Consider the following 19,678-nt stretch of genomic DNA (forward strand, 5'->3'; position numbering starts at 1 on the left):
TTACTCCGCCAGCCGCTCGGCGACCCGCAGCACCGAGCTGCGCGAACGGGTGTTTTCAGAGACCTCATGATCAGAAGGCTTGAGCGCCTTGCCGACCGACTTCAATTTGCGACCGCCAGCCAGCTGGGCCTCGGTCAAGGGAATGCCGTAGGGCACTTCAGGCCCCTTCTCGTGCTTGCGAATGAAGTGTTTCACCAGCCGGTCTTCCAGCGAGTGGAAGCTGATCACAGACAGACGGCCATGTGGTGCCAGCACGTCCAATGCACCGTTGAGCACGGTTTCGATCTCGTCCAGCTCGCTGTTGATATAGATGCGGATGGCCTGGAAACTGCGGGTTGCCGCATGCTTGCCCTTCTCCTTGCTCGGATTGACCCGGGCAATCATCTCAGCCAGCTGACGGGTACGCACGTAAGGCTCGGTCACCCGGTCGTGGACGATGGCGCGGGCGATCTTCTTGGCAAAGCGCTCCTCACCGAAGGTCTTCAGCACCCAGGCGATATCATCCACATCGGCCTTGGCAAGCCACTCGGCGGCGCTCTGGCCGGAAGTGGGGTCCATCCGCATATCGAGCGGACCATCTTTCATAAAGCTGAAGCCGCGCTCGGCATCATCCAGTTGGGGTGAAGAGACCCCCAGATCCAGCAGGAAGCCATCCACCTTGCCAAGCAAACCACGATCGCTCAGATAGCGAGTGATACCGGAGAAGGGGCCGTGCACGATTTCGAAGCGGGGATCCTGGATCTTGGCCGCTTCGGCGATCGCCTGCGGGTCGCGGTCGATGGCGATCAGGCGGCCATTCGGGCCAAGGTGCTGCAGGATCAGACGAGAATGACCACCACGGCCAAAAGTACCGTCGACGTAGACACCGTCCGGCTTGATGGCCAGACCTTCAACGGCTTCGTGCAGCAGCACTGTGATGTGTTCAGCGGCTTGGGTCATTTATAAAGAGAAATCCTGTAGTCGTGGTGAGCTTGCCCAATCGTCCCCGGGCAGACCCAAGATGTCGTCATTGACCTGTTGTTGCCAGCGGGCTTCATCCCACAACTCAAACTTGTTGAGCTGGCCCACCAGCATAATTTTCTTGTCCAGCCCCGCATGGTTGCGCAGTGGCTGACTGAGCAGCAGACGGCCATTGCCATCCAGCTCGCATTCAGTTGCATGTCCCAGCAGCAGGCGCTGCAAACGGCGCTCTTGCGGATTCATGCTGGAGAGAGTCTTGAGCTTGCGCTCGACCTCTTCCCATTCATTCAGGGGATAAAGCAGCAGACAGGGATGGGCAATATCGATGGTGCAGACCAGCTGGCCGTCGCTTTCGTCGCGCAGCCAGTCACGGAATTTAGTCGGAATCGCCAACCGCCCTTTACTGTCCAGGCTGATGGCATGAGCGCCACGCAACAAATTGCTGTCCCTGAAGGTGAATGAGGAGGCTGATTGCCCCTCTAAAAACCACTTTGATCCACTTTTCCCCACCTTGAAGTTTAAGGACGTGCAGGGGGCTTTTCAAGCAAGGAGATGGGGCAGAGGGAACATATTGACGCAGCATTTGCATACCGCAGATTGAGTGGGTTGATTTTCCACAAGTTATTTGGCTTTAGGCTCTGGTGATTAATTGAAATAAGTGAATGAACTGAGAACACACACAATATGCGGGTGCGAACAATCATCCTGGGTTCTATCACCATCTATCGCTGCCATCGTGCCAAATACGAAACTATTCGATTGATTTAAAACATATAATTTCATTCAAAATGACAAGGCCGAAAATATCCTGCCAACGAAGCCATATTTTCTCATGCATAAAAAAGAGCCCCGCGATAAATCGCGGGGCTCTTCGGAATGAGGTCGGAGTCGGCCTGTAAGCCGGGTTCTGTACCGGGTTGCCCCGGGTAGCAATCATTCCTCTAGGCCAGCAATCGCTCGCTGGCTCAAGCAACCTACCCGCCCCCAACGCGGGCCGCGCCAATAGGGGCCTATTTGGTCTTGCTTCGGGTGGAGTTTACCGTGCCACGAACTGTTGCCAGTCGCGCGGTGCGCTCTTACCGCACCCTTTCACCCTTACCTGATCCCTTGCGGGCCATCGGCGGTCTGCTCTCTGTTGCACTGGTCGTAGGCTCGCGCCCCCCAGGCGTTACCTGGCACCCTGCCCTGTGAAGCCCGGACTTTCCTCCCCTCCGCCCGTCTGTCCCGAGGGACACAACGACGAAGCAGCGATTGCCCAGCCAACTCCGAGGCGCGGATTATACCCTTGCGATACGCACGGGGTAAACCGGCAATTCCCGTTTACAGCCATTTATCGCGCTTGGCCCCCGTTTACAGGCTGACTGATTGTCGATACAGGGGATTGCGCAGGTCAAAAAACAGTCTGATGACCTATTGACCGACTCAATAGTGCTCGAGACCGTATTTATAGAGGGCATTCTTCTTCACGCCGTGGATCTCGGCGGTCAGGGCGGCCGCTTTTTTCAGTGGCAGTTCGGTAACCAGCAACCCTAGAGTGCGGATCGCCTCGGCTGGCAGATCCTCTTCCTCTTTGGAAGCGCCAGCCACGACCAGCACGATCTCGCCGCGGCAACGGTTGTCATCTTCACCAAGCCAGGCCAGCATTTCAGAGGCAGGCAGACCGTGGATCGACTCGAAGGTCTTGGTCAGCTCGCGGCACACCACCACCTGACGCTCGCCGAGAATGCGAGCAATCGCTTCCACTGTATCCTGCACACGGCGCGGGGATTCGTAGAACACCAGCGAGCGGGTGTCTTCAATAACGGCTTGCAGGCGATCGTCACGTCCCTTGCTCTTGGCGGGCAGGAAGCCCTCAAAGGCAAAGCGATCGGTGGGCAGACCGGCCGCGCTCAGGGCGGTGATGGCAGCACAGGGACCGGGCAGCGGCACCACCTTGACCCCGGCTTCACGACAGCGGGTGACCAAGTGATAACCGGGGTCGCTAATAAGCGGGGTGCCGGCATCGGAGACCAGCGCAACACTCTTGCCCTCTTTGATCCGGCCGATCAGCACATCGGCCTTCTGCTGCTCGTTGTGATCGTGCAGGGCGAAGGTCGGCACCGATATTTGGTAGTGGCTGAGCAGGATACCGGTATGACGGGTATCTTCGGCGGCCACCAGATCGACACTGCGTAAAATGTCCAATGCACGCTGGGTGATGTCCGCCAGATTGCCGATCGGAGTGGGAACTATATACAGGGTTGGGATGTCACTCATGGGATCTCCGAGTGCCCCGACAATTGTGTCGCCATATTGGCCCGTTTACACTATGGGGAACTTCAACACTGGTCGGGGAATGAACTTGAACCGGGTTACAAAGCAGCTAAGTGTATCACGACTCTTCGGCATCATACTCGCGGCAGTACTGCTCGCCGCCTGTGCGTCGGAGCCCAATCAACCGTCAGGGCAGTCAGGCATGCCCTCTGCGTTCTCCAATCTGACCAAGAATGCCCAGTGGTATCTTGAGAAGGTGGACCCGGCCAAGCCGGCCGAAGCCTTTACTTGGCAGATGCTGGCGGCACGCAGCTATCTGGCGCTGGGCCAGGCCAAACCGGCCTCGGCACTGTTCCAGCAATTGCAGAAGCAGGCCAAGGATCCCGTTCAGAAGGCGCAGTTGCAACTACTGCAAGCCCATCTGTTGCTGGCGCAAGGCCACGCCAATCAGGCGCTGATCCTGCTGGAAGGCAAACCTGAGGTGCTGCTGGATGCCGATACCCAGAAGGATTGGTATCGCCAGCGCGTAGTGCTGCAGCTCGACATCAATAACAAGTTTGGCGCAGCCAAGTCATTGATTGCACTGGAGCCCTACCTCAATCAGAGCGAGCAGGCGACCAACCATCAGCAAATCTGGTCGTTGCTCAAAAGCATGACCCCTTCCACCCTGCAAGCGCTGGAAGAGGCTCCGGCCCCTGATGTGACCACCGGCTGGCTACGACTGGCGGCACTGGTCAACGAGTTTGGCGCCCAGCCGAACTTGCTGGCCCGCCAACTGGCAGGCTGGAAGCGTGACTTCCCCAACCATCCGGCCCAGAAAGATATGCCGGCAGGATTGGGCGATCTGGCGGCCACTGCCAGCACCTCGGTGCAACAGATCGCTGTGCTGCTGCCCCTCTCCGGCAATCTGGAGCCGCAGGGCGCAGCCATCCGTAATGGTATGCTGATGTCTTATAAGGAAAATCAGGGGCAATTCACCCTGAACTTCTACGACACCCAGAGCAAGTCGACCGGCGACCTTTATAAGCAGGCGATTCAGGAAGGGGCAGACATGATCATCGGCCCGCTGCTGAAAGATCGGGTCGAGGAGCTGCTCAAGGCCAATCCGACCGTGCCGGTACTGGCGCTCAACGAGCTGGACAAGCCGGTCGTCAACGACACCACCTACTACTTCTCCCTTTCTGCTGCCGCAGATGCCGCGCAGGCAGCCCAGTACCTTTACACCCAGGGCTACCGTAAACCGCTGCTGATCGCCGCCCAGGGGCGGATCGGTTACAGCAGTATCAAGGCGTTCGAGCAGAGCTGGGCCACCCTGAGCCAGGATAAGCCGGTCGTTGCCACCTTCGGTGCGCGCAACGAAGTGCAGGGGATGGTCAAGAATGCCCTGAGCGGCCGCTCTACCGCCCGTGCAGGTGAAGTGGTGCAACTCTCTGATGCCACACCGCGCAGCATCGATGCCGTTTACGTGGTCGCCAACAGTCTGGAAACCCGGATGATCAAGCCCTATGTGGATGTCTCGGTCAATCCGATGGGCAGCCTGCCCATCTACACCAGCTCCCGTGGCTACGACAGCGCCGCCACCGAGGTCGCCTCCGAGCTCAACGGCATGCATATCGCCGATATGCCGCTGCTGCTGGGCGGCTACGAGAAACAGCGCGAGCAGATCGCTCTGCTCTGGCCGCAGACCCAGGGTGACCTGCTGCGTCTGTTTGCCATGGGCTACGATGCCGTCAGCCTGGCTGAGAACCTCCAGCAGATGCGCAAGGTAGGCGGCATGCAGCAGGCCGGCATGAGTGGTCAGCTGAGCGTGGATGCCCAGGGCAATATCGTGCGGATGCTGAGCTGGGGTACTTACCAGAACGGCAAACTGGTCGACGAGAACGCCGTTCAGCAACTGGAGGAGCCCTCCAATGAAGGAACTATGGAAACGGATGCGCCAGCAGTTGCCGAGCCTGTTCCCCTCACCAACGAGCAAGGGACAGCACTTTGAACAAGTCGCTGAACGCTGGTTGCAGGCCAGGGGCCTGCAACCGGTAGCTCGCAACTACCGCTGTCGTGGCGGTGAAATAGATCTCATCATGCACCAGGGCCAGACCCTGGTGTTTGTTGAGGTGCGCTACCGGGCCACCGGCAGCCATGGCGGGGCCGCCAGCTCGGTCACCCGCAGCAAACAGCACAAGATCATGCTGGCAGCGCGCCACTATTTGAAGCAACATGCCATCAACGAGGCCAATCAGGCCTGCCGATTCGATGTGATTGCGTTCGAGGGCGACCAGCCAGCCTGGATCCAGAACGCATTTTAAGAGGACCCTATGACTGACCGCATCAAAGAGAACTACACCGAAAGCATCCAGACCAAGATAGCCGCCGCCGAGGCGTTGCCGGATGCCATCCATACTGCAGCCCAGATGATCACCATCTGCCTGCTCAATGGCCACAAGGTGCTGGCATGCGGTAACGGTCCTTCTGCCGCACTGGCGCAACTGTTTATCTCCGAGCTGGTCAACTGCTACGAGACCCAGCGCCCCTCCCTGCCCGGCATGGCCCTGACCCCGGACATGGCAACCATCAGCGCCATCGCCACCGACCACGGTTTTGAAGAGGTCTACTCCAAGCAGATCCGCGCGCTGGGCCAGCCTGGCGACATTCTGGTGGTCATCACCACCTCCGGCCACAGCCGCAGCCTGATCAAGGCCGCCGAGGCTGCCCTCTCCCGCGACATGACCATAGTGGTGCTGAGCGGGGGTGACGGTGGCGAAATGGCAGGTCTGCTCGGCCCAAACGATGTGGAGATCCGTGTTCCCTCCGCCCGTCGCCCTCGCATTCTGGAAGTGAACCTGTTGACCCTGCACTGCCTGTGTGATCTCATCGACCAGACACTTTTCCCGCAACAGGAAGATTGAAACCATGAAAAAGCACACTATCCTGCTCGGTCTGCTGGTTAGCACCCTGCTGCTGCAAGGCTGCGCAGCCCTGGTTGTTGGCGGCGCCGCAGGGACTGCCAAGGCCTCTGGCGATCGCCGAACCCTGGGCGCGCAGTGGGATGACCAGACCATCGAGCTGAAAGCGGCCAATCTGCTGGCCGACAACAAACCCCTCAGCGCAGCCAGCAAGATCAGCGTCTACAGCAACAATGGCCGCGTCCTGCTGGTCGGCCAGACACCTTCTGACGTTTACAAGATTGAGGCGGGCAAAATTGTCAGTCGCATCGAAGGGGTCCGCCACGTCTACAACGAATTGCGCATCGGCCAACCTGCCAGTTTCACCACCCGCAGCAATGACTCCTGGATCACCTCCAAGGTGAAAGCCGACATGTTCGGCACCAAGAACTTCGACAGCACCAAGGTCAAGGTGGTCACCGAGAACGGCGAGGTGTTCCTGATTGGTCTGGTGACTCGCCAGGAGGGAGAGCAGGCAGTCAACATCGCCCGCCATGTCACCGGCGTGAAGCGCGTGATCAAGGCCTTCGAATTCGCCCAGAACTAAGCCCGACCGCACATAAAAAAACGCAGCCAATCGGCTGCGTTTTTTATTTGATCACCTTCAGGGTCGGACGACCGCTTGGACGCGGCGGTTCCGGCTCAGGCTCCACCGGCGCTTCAGCCTGCTCCAGCCAGATATCGTAACCCGGCTCAGGCGGGAACATGGTGCCCACGCCGTTCTCCCGGGCATGGATAGCCAGCACGGCCGCCATCGGGATATAGACCTGCTGGGATACCCCGCCAAAACGGGCACTGAAGCTGATAGCCTCGTTATCCATGTGAAATTGCATCACGGCTCGGGGCGCGATATTCAGTACAATTTGCCCGTCCTGAGCAAACTGCATCGGCACCATCACATGGGGAATGTTGACGTTGACCACCAGATGAGGGGTCAGATCGTTGTCCAGCAACCAGTCAAAGAACGCCCGTAACAAGTACGGGCGGCTCGGTGTCATTGTCGGTTCCATGCTCATACGCCAGCACGGATCTCGCGTTCGGCTTCGGTCAGGGAAGCCTGGAAGGACTCACGCTCGAACAGACGAACCATGTAGGCCTTCAGCTCTTTGGCGCCACGACCGGTCAGGTCGATGCCAAGGCTCGGCAGACGCCACAGCAGCGGTGCCATGTAGCAATCCACCAGACCGAACTCTTCGCTCATGAAATAGGGCATTTCACCGAAGATCGGCGCGATGGCCAGCAGGTTGTCACGCAGTTCGTTGCGTGCCGCTTCAGCATCGGTACCGGCCATGATCTTGTCGGCCAGGGAGTACCAGTCCAGCTCGATGCGGTGCATCATCAGACGGCTGTTACCGCGGGCAACCGGGTAAACAGGCATCAGGGGCGGATGCGGGAAGCGCTCATCCAGATACTCCATGATGATGCGCGAGGTGTAGAGCGCCAGCTCACGATCAACCAGGGTCGGTACAGAGTTGTACGGGTTCAGCTCGGCCAGCTCATCCGGCAGATTGGCTGGGTCAACCTGACAGATATCCACACTAACACCCTTCTCCGCCAGGACAATACGCACCTGATGGCTGAACATATCGTTGGCACCGGAAAACAGCGTCATTACCGAACGCTTATTGGCAGCTACAGCCATTGAACCCTCCCGTCATAAAAAAGCAGAAACGGCAATGAAGCATCTTGGTCTTCATTGCCGTGCATTATATTACCCGGATCTGGTCGCTTAGTGAACGTCGCGCCAGAATTCCTTCTTCAACAGCACAGTGAAGATGAAGAAGATCACGATGAAGCCAAGCACCCAGAAGCCCATGCGTTCACGCTCCTGTTGTACCGGTTCAGCCGAGTAGACCAAGAAGTTTACCAGATCCAGTACCGTCTTATCATACTCTTCGTCATCCATTTCACCGTTGCCGTCAGATTTGATGCTGACAACCTGCTGGGTCTCGACGCCATCGACCATGTGAGTCGCGAACTCGGCACGGGGAGTCCCCTGCAGCGGCTCCAGCACATGGGGCATGCCCACTGACGGGAACACCACGTTATTCACACCAAACGGACGGGTCGGATCCACGTAAAAAGAACGCAGATAAGTGTAAATCCAGTCCGCACCACGTACTCGGGCAACCAGAGTCAGGTCGGGAGGCGGCGCACCAAACCACTTGGCGGCATCCTTCTCAGACATGGCACTCTTCATCAGATCACCCACTTTGGCGTCGGTGAAAATGAGGTTCTCCTTCATCAGATCCTCAGGGATCTCCAGATCGGCAGCAACCCGGTTGTAGCGTTGGTACTGGGTAGAGTGGCAGCCGGCACAATAATTCATGAAGGTGGCAGCTCCGCGTTGCAGGGATGCCTTGTCACTCAGATCGTAATTGGCCTTGTCCAGTGCAACCGCACCTCCAGCGGCAAACACCAGAGAGGGCAGCAGGGTCAGCACTGCAAATATTATTTTTTTCATTTAAATGTCACCCTCTCCGGCAGCGGCTTGGTGCGTTCGTTTTTGCTGTAGAAGAACAACAGCACGAAGAAACCGAAATAACCCAAGGTACAGATCTGGGCAACCAGCGTCAGAGTCGGCGTCGACGGCAGTACACCCAGCACCCCCAGAATGATGAAGCAGACCACAAACTGGGCGATGTTCAGCTTGTGCAGCTTGCTGCGATAGCGTACTGAACGCACCTTGCAGCGATCCAGCCAGGGCAGCAGGAACAACACCACAATAGAGAGGCCCATCATGATGACGCCAAGCAGCTTGTCAGGTACCGCACGCAGAATCGCGTAGAAGGGGGTGAAGTACCACACAGGCGCGATGTGAGCCGGAGTCTTCAGGCCGTTGGCCACTTCAAAGTTCGGCTTCTCGAGGAAGTAACCCCACATATCCGGCTTGAAGAAAATGATGGCGCAGAAGAAGAACAGGAAGCCAGCGACACCGATCATATCCTTGACGGTGAAGTAAGGATGGAATGCCACCGCATCCAGCGGCCAGCCGTTCTCGTCCTTGTGCTTCTTGATATCGATGCCATCCGGGTTGTTGGAGCCCACTTCGTGCAGCGCCAGGATATGCATCGCAACCAGCATCACCAAAACCAGCGGCAACGCGATGACGTGCAGCGCGAAGAAGCGGTTCAGGGTCGCACCAGAGATAACGTAGTCACCACGGATCCAGAGGGTAAGATCGTCACCGATGACCGGAATGGCACCAAACAGCGAAATGATGACCTGGGCCCCCCAGAATGACATCTGTCCCCAGGGCAGCAAGTAGCCCATAAAGGCTTCCGCCATCAGCACCAGGAAGATCAGCATGCCGAAAATCCACAGCAGCTCGCGCGGCTTCTGGTAAGAGCCGTAAATCATACCTCGGAACATGTGCAGGTAGACCACCACGAAGAAGGCAGAGGCACCGGTAGAGTGCATGTAACGTAGCAGCCAGCCATACTCCACATCCCGCATGATGTACTCGACGGAGGCAAACGCACCTTCCGCAGAGGGGTTGTAGTTCATGGTCAGCCAGATGCCGGTGATGATCTGGTTAACCAGCACCAACATGGCCAGCGAACCGAAGAAATACCAGAAGTTCAGGTTCTTCGGAGCCGGATACTTGGCCATGTGGTCGTTGTACATGGCCGTAAGCGGAAAGCGATCGTCAATCCAGCCCATCAGTTTGCTCAACATGATCAGGCCTCCTTGCCATCGGCACCGACCAGAATGGTGGTGTCGTTAATGAATTGATACGGCGGAATAACCAGGTTCAGTGGTGCAGGCACCCCCTGGAACACACGGCCAGCCATATCGAACTTGGAGCCATGACACGGGCAGAAGAAGCCGGACGCAACCCCCTGCACCTGCTCACCAAAACTGTCAGGCAGATAAGAAGGTGAACACCCGAGATGGGTGCAGATACCGACCGCGACAAAAATTTCGGGCTTGATCGATCTGTACCCGTTATGGGCATAGTCAGGCTGCTGCGGCTCTTCTGATGAGGGATCCCGCAACTTGTCATCATGTGCTGCCAGGGCATCCAGCGTCTGCTTGGTGCGTTTCACCACCCAGACGGGTTTGCCACGCCACTCGACACGGATGAGCTGACCCGGTTCCAACTTGCTGATATCGACTTCAACCGGTGCACCGGCTGCTTTGGCCTTGGCACTCGGATTCCATGACTTTATAAACGGCACTGCGGTAAACGCAGCTCCTACCCCACCAACGGCAACCGTTGACCAGGTAAGAAATCTGCGGCGACCGGTATCAACTGGCGCATTGCTCATCCAAAAACTCTCCCATGTGGACTCCGCACATTCTTATAGTGTCCCTGTTCCCCATTTTTCCCGTGACAACAGCGGCGGAAGCTGGATTTACAATTGCCACAGAAAACAGGGGAAATTTTAAAGAAAAGATAACAACTTGACAAGAAAGAGCGGTGAGCAATAAAAACAATAAAGAAACAATTTTTTGTCTTTTGTGACGCGTGGTTAGCATTGATGTCGGTAATATTACTAATAAAAAAAGCCTGGCGGTTGCCAGGCTTTTTTGACACTCGAAAGAGTGAGCACCGAAAGCGAATTAACGCTTGGAGTACTGCGGACGCTTACGAGCTTTGTGCAGACCGACTTTCTTACGCTCAACCTTACGGGCATCGCGAGTAACAAAGCCTGCTTTACGCAGTTCGGAACGCAGGGTTTCATCGTACTGCATCAGAGCACGAGTGATACCGTGGCGGATCGCACCAGCTTGACCGGAGATGCCACCACCGTTAACGGTGATGTACAGATCCAGTTTCTCGGTCATCTCAACCAGTTCCAGCGGCTGACGAACTACCATGCGGGCAGTCGGACGACCGAAGTACTGCTCTAGGGAGCGCTGGTTGATTACGATCTTACCGCTACCCGCTTTGATAAATACGCGAGCAGTGGAGCTTTTGCGACGGCCGGTACCGTAGTATTGATTTTCTGCCATGTTGCCAGTTCCCGATTAGATATCCAGTACTTGAGGTTGCTGAGCAGCGTGAGCGTGCTCGGCGCCTGCGTAAACTTTCAGTTTACGGAACATGGCACGGCCCAGAGGACCTTTCGGCAGCATGCCTTTAACAGCAGCTTCGATTACCATTTCCGGTTTACGCTGAATCAGCTTGTCGAAGCTGATTGACTTGATACCACCCGGGAAACCGGAGTGAGCGTGGTACATTTTGTCGGTAGTTTTCTTACCGGTAACACGTACCTTCTCAGCGTTTACAACGATGATGTAATCACCGGTGTCAACGTGCGGAGTGTATTCAGCTTTGTGCTTACCACGCAGACGAGCAGCGATCTCGGTTGCGATACGACCCAGAGTTTTACCTTCTGCGTCCACAATGTACCAGTCACGTTTTACGGTTTCTGGCTTGGCAACGAAAGTTTTCATTAAGTTAAACCCAATTACCTGTTACAGACCCAATTGTTTATGGGGGCTCTCCCACAAACAACAAACGATGGCCTACCTGTACCCCTTCGAATACAAGTAAAGCTTAAAGTGTTGCTGTCTTATCGACAGCTGTAACGTGGGCCGGGCGATTATAAGTGAAGTTGCCTTAAATATCACCTGCTAATTTCACTGCCATGAAACCAGCAAATGTCGCCCGGCCCTACCTGCCGCAGATGCCCATCCGACTGGCAGGCGCGGTATTGTGACTAAGGAAGGTGCACTCTGGCAAGGTATTCGTGCGATTGCATTTCCTGAAGCCGTGAAAGACAGCGTTGGAATTCGAAATTCAGCAGCCCTTCACCGTAGAGTTCTGCCATGGGAACCGCCGCCGACATGATGAGCTTGACGTGCCGTTCATAAAACTCATCGACCATGGCAATGAAGCGGCGAGCCGCGTCATCCGTGCCTGTGCCCATTGGCTGCACATTGGCCAGCAGAACAGTATGGAACAGTCTGGCCAGCTCGATATAGTCGTTCTGGGAGCGGGGAGTACAGCAAAGTTGCTCAAATTCCATATAGAGCACCCCTTCCCCCATTCCGAGCGACGTCAGCTGACGATGATTGACCTCGAACGTCCCCTCGCAAGCCGTGTGCCCACCGGTTAATTGCTGAAAATAGCGGTCAAGATTGGCTTTTGCCTGCAAGTCCAGCGGGCAGTGATAAATCTCCGCTTGTTCCAGCGTACGCAGGCGATAGTCGATACCGCCATCTACGTTAAGTACCTCGCAATGACGCTCGATCAGCTCGATAGCTGGCAGAAAACGGGCTCGCTGCAGCCCGTTGCGATAAAGATCCTGCGGCGGAATATTTGAAGTGGCGACCAGCACAACACCGTGACCAAACAGCTCCTGAAACAGCGTGCCCAGCAACATGGCATCGGTGATGTCGGAGACAAAAAATTCGTCGAAACAGATGATGTCTGTCTCGCTGGCAAGCTTGCTGGCCAACAGTTTGAGGGGATCGGACTGCCCGCTCAACCCCTGCAATTCATCGTGAATGCGGTGCATGAAACGGTGGAAATGGCTGCGCATCTTGCGCGTCCCCGGCAGGCTGTCGAAAAAGGTATCCATCAGCCAGGTCTTGCCTCGGCCCACTCCGCCCCACATATAGATACCGAGGACGGGCTCCGGCTGCTTGGGCTTTTGCAGCCAACCCAGCAACCCTCGAGATCTGGTCGGAGTCGGGCGCCGTAGCAAATCCTGATACAGTCGCTCCAGCCTGCTAATGGCCATCCCCTGCGCGGGGTCGGCCACAAAGCCGGGGCGCAGCAGATCCTGCTGGTATTTTTGCTGCGGTGTCATCCTTGAGCGCCTCTCCAAGTCCCTGAATCGAGGACAAAATGGTATCACGGCCTCAGGACGCACGGTATAGTGCCATCAAGGCATGGCGGTTATGACGACCGCATAAACCCACTCTGTTTTAGCTGTAACAAGGAGCATCTATGAGTCTGTTAACTGGGATCCTGCTGGCTGTCGCGGCCTTGATTATCGGTATCGTTCTCGGCCGTTTTTCGGTACGCAGCCGCGATGCCGGCCGTCTGGAACAGGAACTGAAAAAGGCCCACAAGGAGCTTGAAATCTATCAGGGCCAAATCAATACCCACTTCGCCGACAGCGCCGCGCTGATGGAGCAACTGGCCGAGCAGTATCAGACCCTCTATCGCCACATGGCCGAGCAGAGCAAATTCCTGGCCAAGGCACAGGAACCGCTGTTCCGTGAATCATTGGTAGAAGAAGCCCCAACCAAAGAAGCAGATGAGCCGGGCGTACCGCCTCGCGACTATGCCGGCGCCTCTTCCGGACTGCTCAAACAACCAAATTAGTTCCTCGCGGAACTAATTGGCCAGCCCTGTGGTCTGACCTTGACGATTGCAATGCAACTTTTTCTGGGAGCTGTTTTTCATATGCGTAAACCTCTTTCCATGCTCAGTGTGCTAGCCCTCAGCGTCGGTATCGCCATGTCTGCGGCCCCTGCTCAGGCCGCACTGCCTTCCCTGTTAGGCTCTAATCAGGAGATGCCAAGTCTGGCCCCCGTTCTCGAACAGGTCACTCCTGCCGTAGTTAATATCTCTGTCTCCGGCAAGAAGATCACCCGCCAGCGTCTGCCGGAACAATTCCGTTTCTTCTTCGGTCCCAATATGCCCGATGAACAGGTGAGCGAGCAGCCGTTCCAGGCACTCGGCTCCGGTGTCATCGTCGATGCCAAGAAGGGTTACGTGATCACCAACGCCCACGTGGTTCACGAGGCGGACGAGATCAAGGTCACTCTGAAGGATGGTCGTGAATATGCGGCCAAGAAGATCGGTGAAGATAAGCAGTCCGACATCGCCCTGCTGCAAATCAAGGCCGAGGATCTGGTGCAGATCAAGTTCGCCGACTCCGACGAGCTGCGGGTGGGTGACTATGCGTTGGCAATCGGCAACCCGTTTGGTCTGGGTCAGACCGTCACCTCAGGTATCGTCAGCGCGCTCGGTCGCAGCGGCCTCAACATCGAGAATCTGGAAAACTTCATCCAGACCGATGCGGCCATCAACTCAGGTAACTCGGGCGGTGCCCTGCTCAATCTGCGTGGCGAGCTGATCGGTATCAACACCGCGATTCTGGGCCCGAACGGCGGCAACATCGGCATCGGCTTTGCCATCCCCTCCAACATGGTGCGGGATCTGACCGAGCAGATCGTCAAGTACGGTGAAGTGCGTCGCGGTCAGCTGGGCATTACCGGTACCGAACTCACCTCAGACATCGCCAAGACCTTCGGCTACAACAAGAAGGATGGCGCCTTCGTCAACCAGGTCATGCCTGACTCCGCCGCAGACAAGGCGGGCATCAAGGCGGGCGATATCATCGTCAGCATCGATGGCAAGCCGGTTCGCTCCTTCGGCGAGCTACGTGCCAAGATCGCCACCATGGGCGCTGGCAAGCAGGTCGAGCTGGGACTGATCCGCGATGGCAAGTCACAAACGGCCAAAGTGACCCTGAAGCAGGCCGATGACAGCGAAGTGCGCGCCAGCGCGCTGCATCCGGCACTGGAAGGGGCCAAGCTGAGCACCACTACCGATCCGGTCTCCGGCGTCGCCGTGGCCGACATTGATCCCCGTTCTCCGGCAGCCGCTTCCGGCCTGCAGAAGGGGGACATCATCATCGGGGTCAACCGTCTGCGCATCAACACCTTGGGCGAGCTGAGCAAGGCGCTCAAGAACAAGCCTGACGTACTGGCGCTCAATATCCAGCGCGGCGACTCCTCGCTCTATCTGGTGATCCGCTAACCCCTGATGGTTCAACAACCTCTCTATCACCCGCGGCCTTCGCCGCGGGTGATTTTTATCCATTGATAGTGTTATTCTCTGCCCGCAGCCTGTACGGATGAGAATGACATGAAAATTTCCCCTTTAGTCAGTTACTTGGGCAAGTCTGTCGGTTTCGGTTTGACCGTCGCGGTGCTGCTGTTGCTGCTGTTTCCCAATTTTCGCGGTGGCGCCCAACTCCCGGGGCTCATCACCAATGCCCGAGAACTGAGTTTCTCCTATGCCGCTCATCGGGCCGGCCCCGCCGTCGTCAACATCTACACCCGCAGCTTTGCTCCCAACCAGGGCAATCAGGGGGAACTGCGTCCACAAGGACTGGGCTCCGGCGTCATCATGACCCAGCGCGGCTACGTGCTGACCAACTACCACGTCATCGCTGACGCCGACCAGATCATCGTAGCCCTGCAGGATGGCCGGGTTTTCAGTGCCGAGCTGGTCGGCACAGACCCGCTTACCGACCTTGCCGTGCTCTATATCGAGTCAGATAACCTGCCGGTAATCCCGCAAGATCCGGAGCGGTTGCCAGAAGTGGGCGATGTAGTACTCGCCATCGGCAATCCCTACAACGTCGGCCAGACCATCACCCAGGGCATCATCAGCGCGACTGGCCGCACCGGTCTCTCCAGCATGGGGCCGGACAGCAATGGCCGGCAGGATCTGCTGCAAACCGATGCCGCCATCAACGAGGGCAACTCGGGTGGCGCGCTGGTCAACGGTCGTGGCGATCTGGTGGGCATCAACACCGCCACTTATCACCTCAACGGCAATCAGGAGAGCTACGGCATCAGCTTTGCCATCCCCTACCGGCTGGCGAAGCGGATCATGGATGAGCTGATCACCAACGGCAGGGTCATTCGCGGCTACCTTGGGATATCCAGCGTCGAGATCAACCCGATAATCGCGCGGATGATGAATCTCGGCGATCTGCGTGGTCTGGTAGTGAAGAGTCTGGATCCCTACGGTCCAGCAGCCAAAGGCGGTCTGCAACGAGGGGATGTGCTGCTCAAGATCAACGACGAAGCCATCAGCGGTCCCAGAGCCGCCTTGGACAAGATCGCCGAGAGCCGCCCCGGCACCAAGCTGACCATATCGGTGTTACGCTCCGGCAAGCCGCTGGAAGTGGTGGTCACCATTGAAGAGGATGTGCGCTATCAGAACCGGGCTGGAGTCAGCAATGTCTCATCGGCCAGCTAACGCGGCAACGGTCTATTGCATCAGCCTGCAGCCTGTTAGGCTGCGCCTAACTCTCATTTCTCCATGGAACTACATAGTCAGCCATGTCATGCCGCAATAGCGCGACCGAATACAAGTGAAAGGAATAGAAGAACGAGGAGTGACTACTCCTCATTAAAGCCGGAGGTGAACAGCTCCACCACGGCGGCTAGGGCCTCGACCTCTTCGGGGCCCTCAACCTGGACTTCCACCTGCCGCCCTTGCGCGGAATCCAGCATCAGCAGGCCGATGATGCTGTCAGCATCGGCCTCCACACCATCTTCATTGCGCAGCAGCACGTGGGCATCGAAACCCTGCACCAGCTCGAACAGCATCATGGCAGGTCTGGCATGAATACCCAGCTTGTTTTTCACTTCAACCGAGGCGGAAACAGTCATCGGGTCGTCCTATTGGTCCGTCAAGATTGGGGGGCACTCTTGTCGAGAGTGCGGTGGCGGATCTGCACGTTCTTGCCAAGCAAACGGAATGCACTGGCCAGCCGTTCTGCAATAAAGACCGAGCGGTGCTGACCGCCGGTGCAACCGATGCCGACCGTGAGGTAGCTGCGATTGTTGCGCTCCAGATGGGGCAACCAGGTCACCAGCATGTTTTCGATCTGCTGGGTAAACAGCATCACGTCAGCTTGTGCCGAGAGGTAGTTGGCGACCGGCTCATCCTTGCCAGTAAACGGCTTGAGCTCGGGGATCCAGTGCGGATTGGGCAGGAAGCGGGCATCGAACACGAAGTCGGCATCCTTGGGAATGCCGTACTTGAAGCCGAACGACTCGAACACTAGCACCAGCTCGTTCTCTTTCTTCCCAAGCACCCGGGTCTTGATGAGCTCGCTCAGGTCGTGAATGCTGAGGGTGGTGGTGTCGATACGCAGGTCAGCGGTCGAGGAGATGGGCGCCAGCAGGTGGGTCTCCTCCCGAATCGCCTCATCCAGCGACAGCTTGTTGCGTGAGAGGGGGTGCAAGCGGCGGCTCTCACCATAGCGCTTGAGCAGGGTGCCGTTGTCGGCGTCGAAGAAGAAGCTGGAGAACTCAACCCGCCCCTCATTGCGCACCTGAGCCAGCAGATTTTCCAGTTTCTCCGGATCGCTCGGCAGGTTGCGCACATCGATACTGACCGCCAGCTTGTCGTACTGGCTCTCCACCGACACAATCAGCTGGGGCAGCAGATTGACCGGCAGGTTGTCCACACAGTAGTAACCCAGATCTTCCAGCACTCGCAGGGCTACCGTTTTACCGGAGCCCGAACGCCCACTTACCACGATTAACTGCATCTTGTTCCCTCACGCCAAAACGGGTGTCTCATCCTTGGCCTGCTGTCAGGCCGAGGTCATGATCTGATAGAGCTCTTCGTCGCTGGTTGCCTGACGCAACTGGCGGCAAACCGCCTTGTCACCCAGCTTGGAAGCCATCAGAGAAAGGGTCTTGAGATGCTGCTTGCACTCGCTTTCCGGCACCAGCAAGGCAAACAGCAGGTCAACCGGTTGATTGTCGATGGAGTCGAAAGGAATAGGGTCGGCAAAAGTCATCAGGATCGCGGTTGGCGGGAACTCATCGTCAATGCGACCGTGGGGGATCGCAATACCGGCACCGATCCCGGTACTACCCATTTTTTCGCGGGCCAGCAAGCATTCGAACAGTGCCTGACGGGAGGTGCCAAGACGTTCGGCGGCCAGCTCGCTGATGATTTCGAGGGCGCGTTTCTTGCTGGTACAAGGGACTGCACTCTTGGTGCAGTCCCGACTCAGTATGTGTTCAAGTTGCATGGTTATTTTTTATTTAACTTATCTTTGTGCTTGATGATCTGCCTGTCCAGCTTGTCGAGCAAGGTGTCTATCGCAGCATACATATCGGCATGTTCAGAGTTGGCAAACACTTCGCCACCGCTGACGTGCAATTTGGCTTCCGCTATCTGGTTCAGTTTTTCCACGCTAAGCACCACATGAACATTGTTGATGTGGTCGAAGTGACGCTCGAGTTTGGCAAATTTGTTATTCACATAATCACGCAGAGCTTCGGTGATCTCGACATGGTGTCCGGTCAGGTTAATTTGCATAACATCATCCTTTTGTTTGCCTAAACCAGGCGTTTGCGCTGATTGGAAGGTGGGATAAACAAGGATTCGCGATACTTAGCGATCGTGCGTCTCGCCACCATAATACCCTGTTCGGCCAGCAAATCCGCGATCTTGCTATCACTTAACGGCTTGGCAGGATTCTCTGCCGTGACCAGCTTCTTGATGAGCGCGCGAATTGCGGTCGATGAGCACTCTCCTCCTCCTTCGGTGTTCACATGGCTGGAGAAAAAAAACTTCAATTCGAAGATACCACGGGGGGTATGCATGTACTTCTGGGTCGTCACCCGGGAGATGGTCGACTCATGCATCTCTACCGCTTCGGCGATGTCATTGAGCACCATCGGCTTCATCGCCTCTTCACCATACTCGAAAAAGCCCTGTTGCTGCTCGACAATGCAACTGGCCACTTTCAGCAGGGTGTCATTGCGACTTTCCAGGCTCTTGATGAACCACTTGGCTTCCTGCAAATGGGAGCGGATAAACTGGGTGTCGGTGCTGCTGCGGGCGTTGCGGGCCATGGCGGCATAGGTCTCGTTGACCCGGATGCGGGGGGCGGAGTCGGGATTGAGCTCGACCACCCACTTGCTGCCCTTCTTGACCACGGAGACGTCGGGGATAACGTACTGGGAGTCGCTCTGGATGATGCCATTGCCGGGACGCGGCTCCAGCAGCTGGATCAGATCCAGCACCTCCTTGAGGTCGCTCTCTTTGAGTTTTGTCTTGCGGGCGAGGGTGCGGTAATCCCGGTTGCCGAGCAGCTCCATGTGCTCGAGGATCACCTCTTTGGCCTCGTTGAGCCAGGGGGTCTGCGGGTCATACTGATCCAGCTGGATCAGCAAACACTCCTGCACAGAACGGGCAGCAATGCCGACCGGATCGAAGTGCTGCACCCGCTTGAGTACCGCCTCGACCTCATCGAGTTCCACCTCTACGTCATCGCTGGTGACGGCAGCCTGAATATCCTCCAGCGCAACGGTCAGATAACCGGATTCGTCGATGGCATCGATGATGGCGAGCGCGATGGCGGCATCCACATCGCTGAACGGTGTGAGCCGCATCTGCCACAGCAGATAATCCTGCAGGTTTTCGGTAGTTTCACCCTGATAGACGCTATCTTCCCCATCGTGGATGGGGCCCGCACTTTGGGCAGTGCCGGCAGAGTAAACCTCGTCCCAGGTGGTATCCACCGGTAACTCGTCCGGCATCTGCTCCTGAGCCATGGCATCGCTGGAATCCAGCTGACTGGCATCGACCGGCGCTTCCGGACTGGTCTCTTGCGCCTCGCTCTCTTCCTGCTCCAGCAGAGGGTTGTTTTCGAGCGCTTGCTGAATTTCCTGCTGAAGTTCCAGAGTGGAGAGCTGGAGCAGACGAATCGCTTGTTGTAATTGCGGCGTCATGGTCAGGGACTGACCGAGACGCAACTGTAATGTCGGCTTCATCTACGTCGGGATATCCTTAT

General features: G+C 56.9%; 23 protein-coding genes and 1 other RNA gene. 7 read left to right on the forward strand and 17 right to left on the reverse strand.

Annotation, left to right across the window (positions count from 1 at the left end):
* The 4 genes from rsmH to rsmI all read right to left on the reverse strand — a co-directional run bounded on the left by rsmH (position 1) and on the right by rsmI (position 3,216).
* Positions 1–939 (reverse strand): 16S rRNA (cytosine(1402)-N(4))-methyltransferase RsmH, encoded by a 939-nt coding sequence (gene rsmH / locus G5195_RS09095; RefSeq protein WP_421223119.1) that lies wholly within the window; start codon positions 937–939, stop codon positions 1–3.
* Positions 940–1,398 (reverse strand): division/cell wall cluster transcriptional repressor MraZ, encoded by a 459-nt coding sequence (gene mraZ / locus G5195_RS09100; protein ID WP_013723406.1) that lies wholly within the window; start codon positions 1,396–1,398, stop codon positions 940–942.
* 442 nt (positions 1,399–1,840) lie between these two features.
* An RNA gene (rnpB, locus tag G5195_RS09105) (RNase P RNA component class A) lies at positions 1,841–2,227 on the reverse strand.
* 155 nt (positions 2,228–2,382) lie between these two features.
* Positions 2,383–3,216, reverse strand: a complete 834-nt coding sequence (gene rsmI / locus G5195_RS09110) for a 16S rRNA (cytidine(1402)-2'-O)-methyltransferase (RefSeq protein ID WP_005336254.1) — start codon at positions 3,214–3,216, stop codon at positions 2,383–2,385.
* Between the two features lie 199 nt (positions 3,217–3,415).
* On the opposite strand from rsmI, the gene G5195_RS09115 reads away from it, so the two are divergent.
* The 4 genes from G5195_RS09115 to dolP are packed head-to-tail and all read left to right on the forward strand — an operon-like array spanning position 3,416 to position 6,699.
* On the forward strand, positions 3,416–5,203 hold the full coding sequence (locus G5195_RS09115; protein WP_421223121.1) for a penicillin-binding protein activator: 1,788 nt from the start codon (positions 3,416–3,418) through the stop codon (positions 5,201–5,203).
* On the forward strand, positions 5,145–5,516 hold the full coding sequence (locus G5195_RS09120) for a YraN family protein (RefSeq protein ID WP_005355127.1): 372 nt from the start codon (positions 5,145–5,147) through the stop codon (positions 5,514–5,516). Before G5195_RS09115 ends, G5195_RS09120 begins: the two co-directional genes overlap by 59 nt.
* A gap of 9 nt (positions 5,517–5,525) precedes the next feature.
* Positions 5,526–6,116 (forward strand): D-sedoheptulose-7-phosphate isomerase, encoded by a 591-nt coding sequence (locus G5195_RS09125; RefSeq protein ID WP_118854505.1) that lies wholly within the window; start codon positions 5,526–5,528, stop codon positions 6,114–6,116.
* 4 nt (positions 6,117–6,120) lie between these two features.
* Complete coding sequence (dolP, locus tag G5195_RS09130) at positions 6,121–6,699, forward strand: division/outer membrane stress-associated lipid-binding lipoprotein (RefSeq protein WP_005336277.1); 579 nt, start codon at positions 6,121–6,123, stop codon at positions 6,697–6,699.
* Positions 6,700–6,742: 43 nt separating this feature from the next.
* Here dolP and G5195_RS09135 read toward each other — a convergent pair whose 3' ends face one another.
* From G5195_RS09135 to zapE, 8 genes are all read right to left on the reverse strand, one after another.
* Positions 6,743–7,168, reverse strand: a complete 426-nt coding sequence (locus tag G5195_RS09135; protein ID WP_005336278.1) for a ClpXP protease specificity-enhancing factor — start codon at positions 7,166–7,168, stop codon at positions 6,743–6,745.
* Positions 7,165–7,794, reverse strand: coding sequence for a stringent starvation protein SspA (gene sspA / locus G5195_RS09140; protein WP_005336279.1), 630 nt, complete (start codon positions 7,792–7,794; stop codon positions 7,165–7,167). The genes G5195_RS09135 and sspA overlap by 4 nt, the downstream gene beginning before the upstream one ends.
* An 87-nt stretch (positions 7,795–7,881) precedes the next feature.
* Positions 7,882–8,616, reverse strand: a complete 735-nt coding sequence (locus tag G5195_RS09145) for a cytochrome c1 (protein WP_201938939.1) — start codon at positions 8,614–8,616, stop codon at positions 7,882–7,884.
* Entirely contained in the window at positions 8,613–9,830 is a 1,218-nt protein-coding gene (locus tag G5195_RS09150) for a cytochrome b (protein WP_005341735.1), read from the reverse strand. Before G5195_RS09150 ends, G5195_RS09145 begins: the two co-directional genes overlap by 4 nt.
* 2 nt (positions 9,831–9,832) lie before the next feature.
* The gene (petA, locus tag G5195_RS09155) at positions 9,833–10,423 is read right to left on the reverse strand and encodes a ubiquinol-cytochrome c reductase iron-sulfur subunit (protein ID WP_216952217.1); all 591 of its coding nucleotides are present in this window, start codon (positions 10,421–10,423) and stop codon (positions 9,833–9,835) included.
* A gap of 295 nt (positions 10,424–10,718) precedes the next feature.
* On the reverse strand, positions 10,719–11,111 hold the full coding sequence (rpsI, locus tag G5195_RS09160) for a 30S ribosomal protein S9 (RefSeq protein WP_005336286.1): 393 nt from the start codon (positions 11,109–11,111) through the stop codon (positions 10,719–10,721).
* A gap of 15 nt (positions 11,112–11,126) precedes the next feature.
* On the reverse strand, positions 11,127–11,555 hold the full coding sequence (gene rplM / locus G5195_RS09165; protein ID WP_005341737.1) for a 50S ribosomal protein L13: 429 nt from the start codon (positions 11,553–11,555) through the stop codon (positions 11,127–11,129).
* Between the two features lie 266 nt (positions 11,556–11,821).
* Complete coding sequence (zapE, locus tag G5195_RS09170) at positions 11,822–12,916, reverse strand: cell division protein ZapE (protein ID WP_421223123.1); 1,095 nt, start codon at positions 12,914–12,916, stop codon at positions 11,822–11,824.
* 140 nt (positions 12,917–13,056) lie between these two features.
* Between zapE and G5195_RS09175 the strand changes: the two genes are divergently transcribed.
* The 3 genes from G5195_RS09175 (at position 13,057) to degS (ending at position 16,113) form a co-directional block, all read left to right on the forward strand.
* Entirely contained in the window at positions 13,057–13,437 is a 381-nt protein-coding gene (locus G5195_RS09175; RefSeq protein WP_421236045.1) for a YhcB family protein, read from the forward strand.
* A gap of 81 nt (positions 13,438–13,518) precedes the next feature.
* Positions 13,519–14,880 (forward strand): Do family serine endopeptidase, encoded by a 1,362-nt coding sequence (locus G5195_RS09180; RefSeq protein WP_216952220.1) that lies wholly within the window; start codon positions 13,519–13,521, stop codon positions 14,878–14,880.
* Positions 14,881–14,988: 108 nt separating this feature from the next.
* Positions 14,989–16,113: an outer membrane-stress sensor serine endopeptidase DegS gene (degS, locus tag G5195_RS09185; RefSeq protein WP_421209467.1), complete on the forward strand. Its 1,125-nt coding sequence runs from the start codon at positions 14,989–14,991 to the stop codon at positions 16,111–16,113.
* A gap of 143 nt (positions 16,114–16,256) precedes the next feature.
* Here degS and npr read toward each other — a convergent pair whose 3' ends face one another.
* From npr to G5195_RS09210, 5 genes are read right to left on the reverse strand one after another with little or no spacing between them, the layout of a single operon-like run.
* On the reverse strand, positions 16,257–16,529 hold the full coding sequence (gene npr / locus G5195_RS09190) for a PTS phosphocarrier protein NPr (RefSeq protein WP_005336318.1): 273 nt from the start codon (positions 16,527–16,529) through the stop codon (positions 16,257–16,259).
* Between the two features lie 20 nt (positions 16,530–16,549).
* Positions 16,550–17,416 (reverse strand): RNase adapter RapZ, encoded by an 867-nt coding sequence (rapZ, locus tag G5195_RS09195; protein WP_021231839.1) that lies wholly within the window; start codon positions 17,414–17,416, stop codon positions 16,550–16,552.
* A gap of 45 nt (positions 17,417–17,461) precedes the next feature.
* Positions 17,462–17,908, reverse strand: a complete 447-nt coding sequence (gene ptsN / locus G5195_RS09200; protein ID WP_005336322.1) for a PTS IIA-like nitrogen regulatory protein PtsN — start codon at positions 17,906–17,908, stop codon at positions 17,462–17,464.
* Between the two features lie 2 nt (positions 17,909–17,910).
* A complete protein-coding gene (gene hpf / locus G5195_RS09205) occupies positions 17,911–18,198 on the reverse strand; it encodes a ribosome hibernation promoting factor (RefSeq protein ID WP_005336323.1) in 288 nt (95 codons plus the stop codon).
* A gap of 20 nt (positions 18,199–18,218) precedes the next feature.
* Positions 18,219–19,658 (reverse strand): RNA polymerase factor sigma-54, encoded by a 1,440-nt coding sequence (locus G5195_RS09210; protein WP_005336331.1) that lies wholly within the window; start codon positions 19,656–19,658, stop codon positions 18,219–18,221.
* Positions 19,659–19,678: the final 20 nt, after the last annotated feature.

This window comes from Aeromonas sp. 601039 (assembly GCF_049174415.1).
GTDB lineage: Bacteria > Pseudomonadota > Gammaproteobacteria > Enterobacterales > Aeromonadaceae > Aeromonas > Aeromonas veronii_A.

What these genes read in the sequence shown, in the direction of transcription:
- dolP (WP_005336277.1), top strand. Translation starts at nt 6,121, where the DNA reads ATGAAAAAGCACACTATCCTGCTCGGTCTGCTGGTTAGCACCCTGCTG.
- zapE (WP_421223123.1), bottom strand. Translation starts at nt 12,916, where the DNA reads ATGACACCGCAGCAAAAATACCAGCAGGATCTGCTGCGCCCCGGCTTT.
- G5195_RS09135 (WP_005336278.1), bottom strand. Translation starts at nt 7,168, where the DNA reads ATGAGCATGGAACCGACAATGACACCGAGCCGCCCGTACTTGTTACGG.
- rsmH (WP_421223119.1), bottom strand. Translation starts at nt 939, where the DNA reads ATGACCCAAGCCGCTGAACACATCACAGTGCTGCTGCACGAAGCCGTT.
- sspA (WP_005336279.1), bottom strand. Translation starts at nt 7,794, where the DNA reads ATGGCTGTAGCTGCCAATAAGCGTTCGGTAATGACGCTGTTTTCCGGT.
- degS (WP_421209467.1), top strand. Translation starts at nt 14,989, where the DNA reads ATGAAAATTTCCCCTTTAGTCAGTTACTTGGGCAAGTCTGTCGGTTTC.
- petA (WP_216952217.1), bottom strand. Translation starts at nt 10,423, where the DNA reads ATGAGCAATGCGCCAGTTGATACCGGTCGCCGCAGATTTCTTACCTGG.
- G5195_RS09120 (WP_005355127.1), top strand. Translation starts at nt 5,145, where the DNA reads ATGCGCCAGCAGTTGCCGAGCCTGTTCCCCTCACCAACGAGCAAGGGA.
- npr (WP_005336318.1), bottom strand. Translation starts at nt 16,529, where the DNA reads ATGACTGTTTCCGCCTCGGTTGAAGTGAAAAACAAGCTGGGTATTCAT.
- rapZ (WP_021231839.1), bottom strand. Translation starts at nt 17,416, where the DNA reads ATGCAGTTAATCGTGGTAAGTGGGCGTTCGGGCTCCGGTAAAACGGTA.
- G5195_RS09150 (WP_005341735.1), bottom strand. Translation starts at nt 9,830, where the DNA reads ATGTTGAGCAAACTGATGGGCTGGATTGACGATCGCTTTCCGCTTACG.
- G5195_RS09175 (WP_421236045.1), top strand. Translation starts at nt 13,057, where the DNA reads ATGAGTCTGTTAACTGGGATCCTGCTGGCTGTCGCGGCCTTGATTATC.
- rpsI (WP_005336286.1), bottom strand. Translation starts at nt 11,111, where the DNA reads ATGGCAGAAAATCAATACTACGGTACCGGCCGTCGCAAAAGCTCCACT.
- rsmI (WP_005336254.1), bottom strand. Translation starts at nt 3,216, where the DNA reads ATGAGTGACATCCCAACCCTGTATATAGTTCCCACTCCGATCGGCAAT.
- G5195_RS09145 (WP_201938939.1), bottom strand. Translation starts at nt 8,616, where the DNA reads ATGAAAAAAATAATATTTGCAGTGCTGACCCTGCTGCCCTCTCTGGTG.
- rplM (WP_005341737.1), bottom strand. Translation starts at nt 11,555, where the DNA reads ATGAAAACTTTCGTTGCCAAGCCAGAAACCGTAAAACGTGACTGGTAC.
- hpf (WP_005336323.1), bottom strand. Translation starts at nt 18,198, where the DNA reads ATGCAAATTAACCTGACCGGACACCATGTCGAGATCACCGAAGCTCTG.
- ptsN (WP_005336322.1), bottom strand. Translation starts at nt 17,908, where the DNA reads ATGCAACTTGAACACATACTGAGTCGGGACTGCACCAAGAGTGCAGTC.
- G5195_RS09115 (WP_421223121.1), top strand. Translation starts at nt 3,416, where the DNA reads ATGCCCTCTGCGTTCTCCAATCTGACCAAGAATGCCCAGTGGTATCTT.
- G5195_RS09180 (WP_216952220.1), top strand. Translation starts at nt 13,519, where the DNA reads ATGCGTAAACCTCTTTCCATGCTCAGTGTGCTAGCCCTCAGCGTCGGT.
- G5195_RS09210 (WP_005336331.1), bottom strand. Translation starts at nt 19,658, where the DNA reads ATGAAGCCGACATTACAGTTGCGTCTCGGTCAGTCCCTGACCATGACG.
- G5195_RS09125 (WP_118854505.1), top strand. Translation starts at nt 5,526, where the DNA reads ATGACTGACCGCATCAAAGAGAACTACACCGAAAGCATCCAGACCAAG.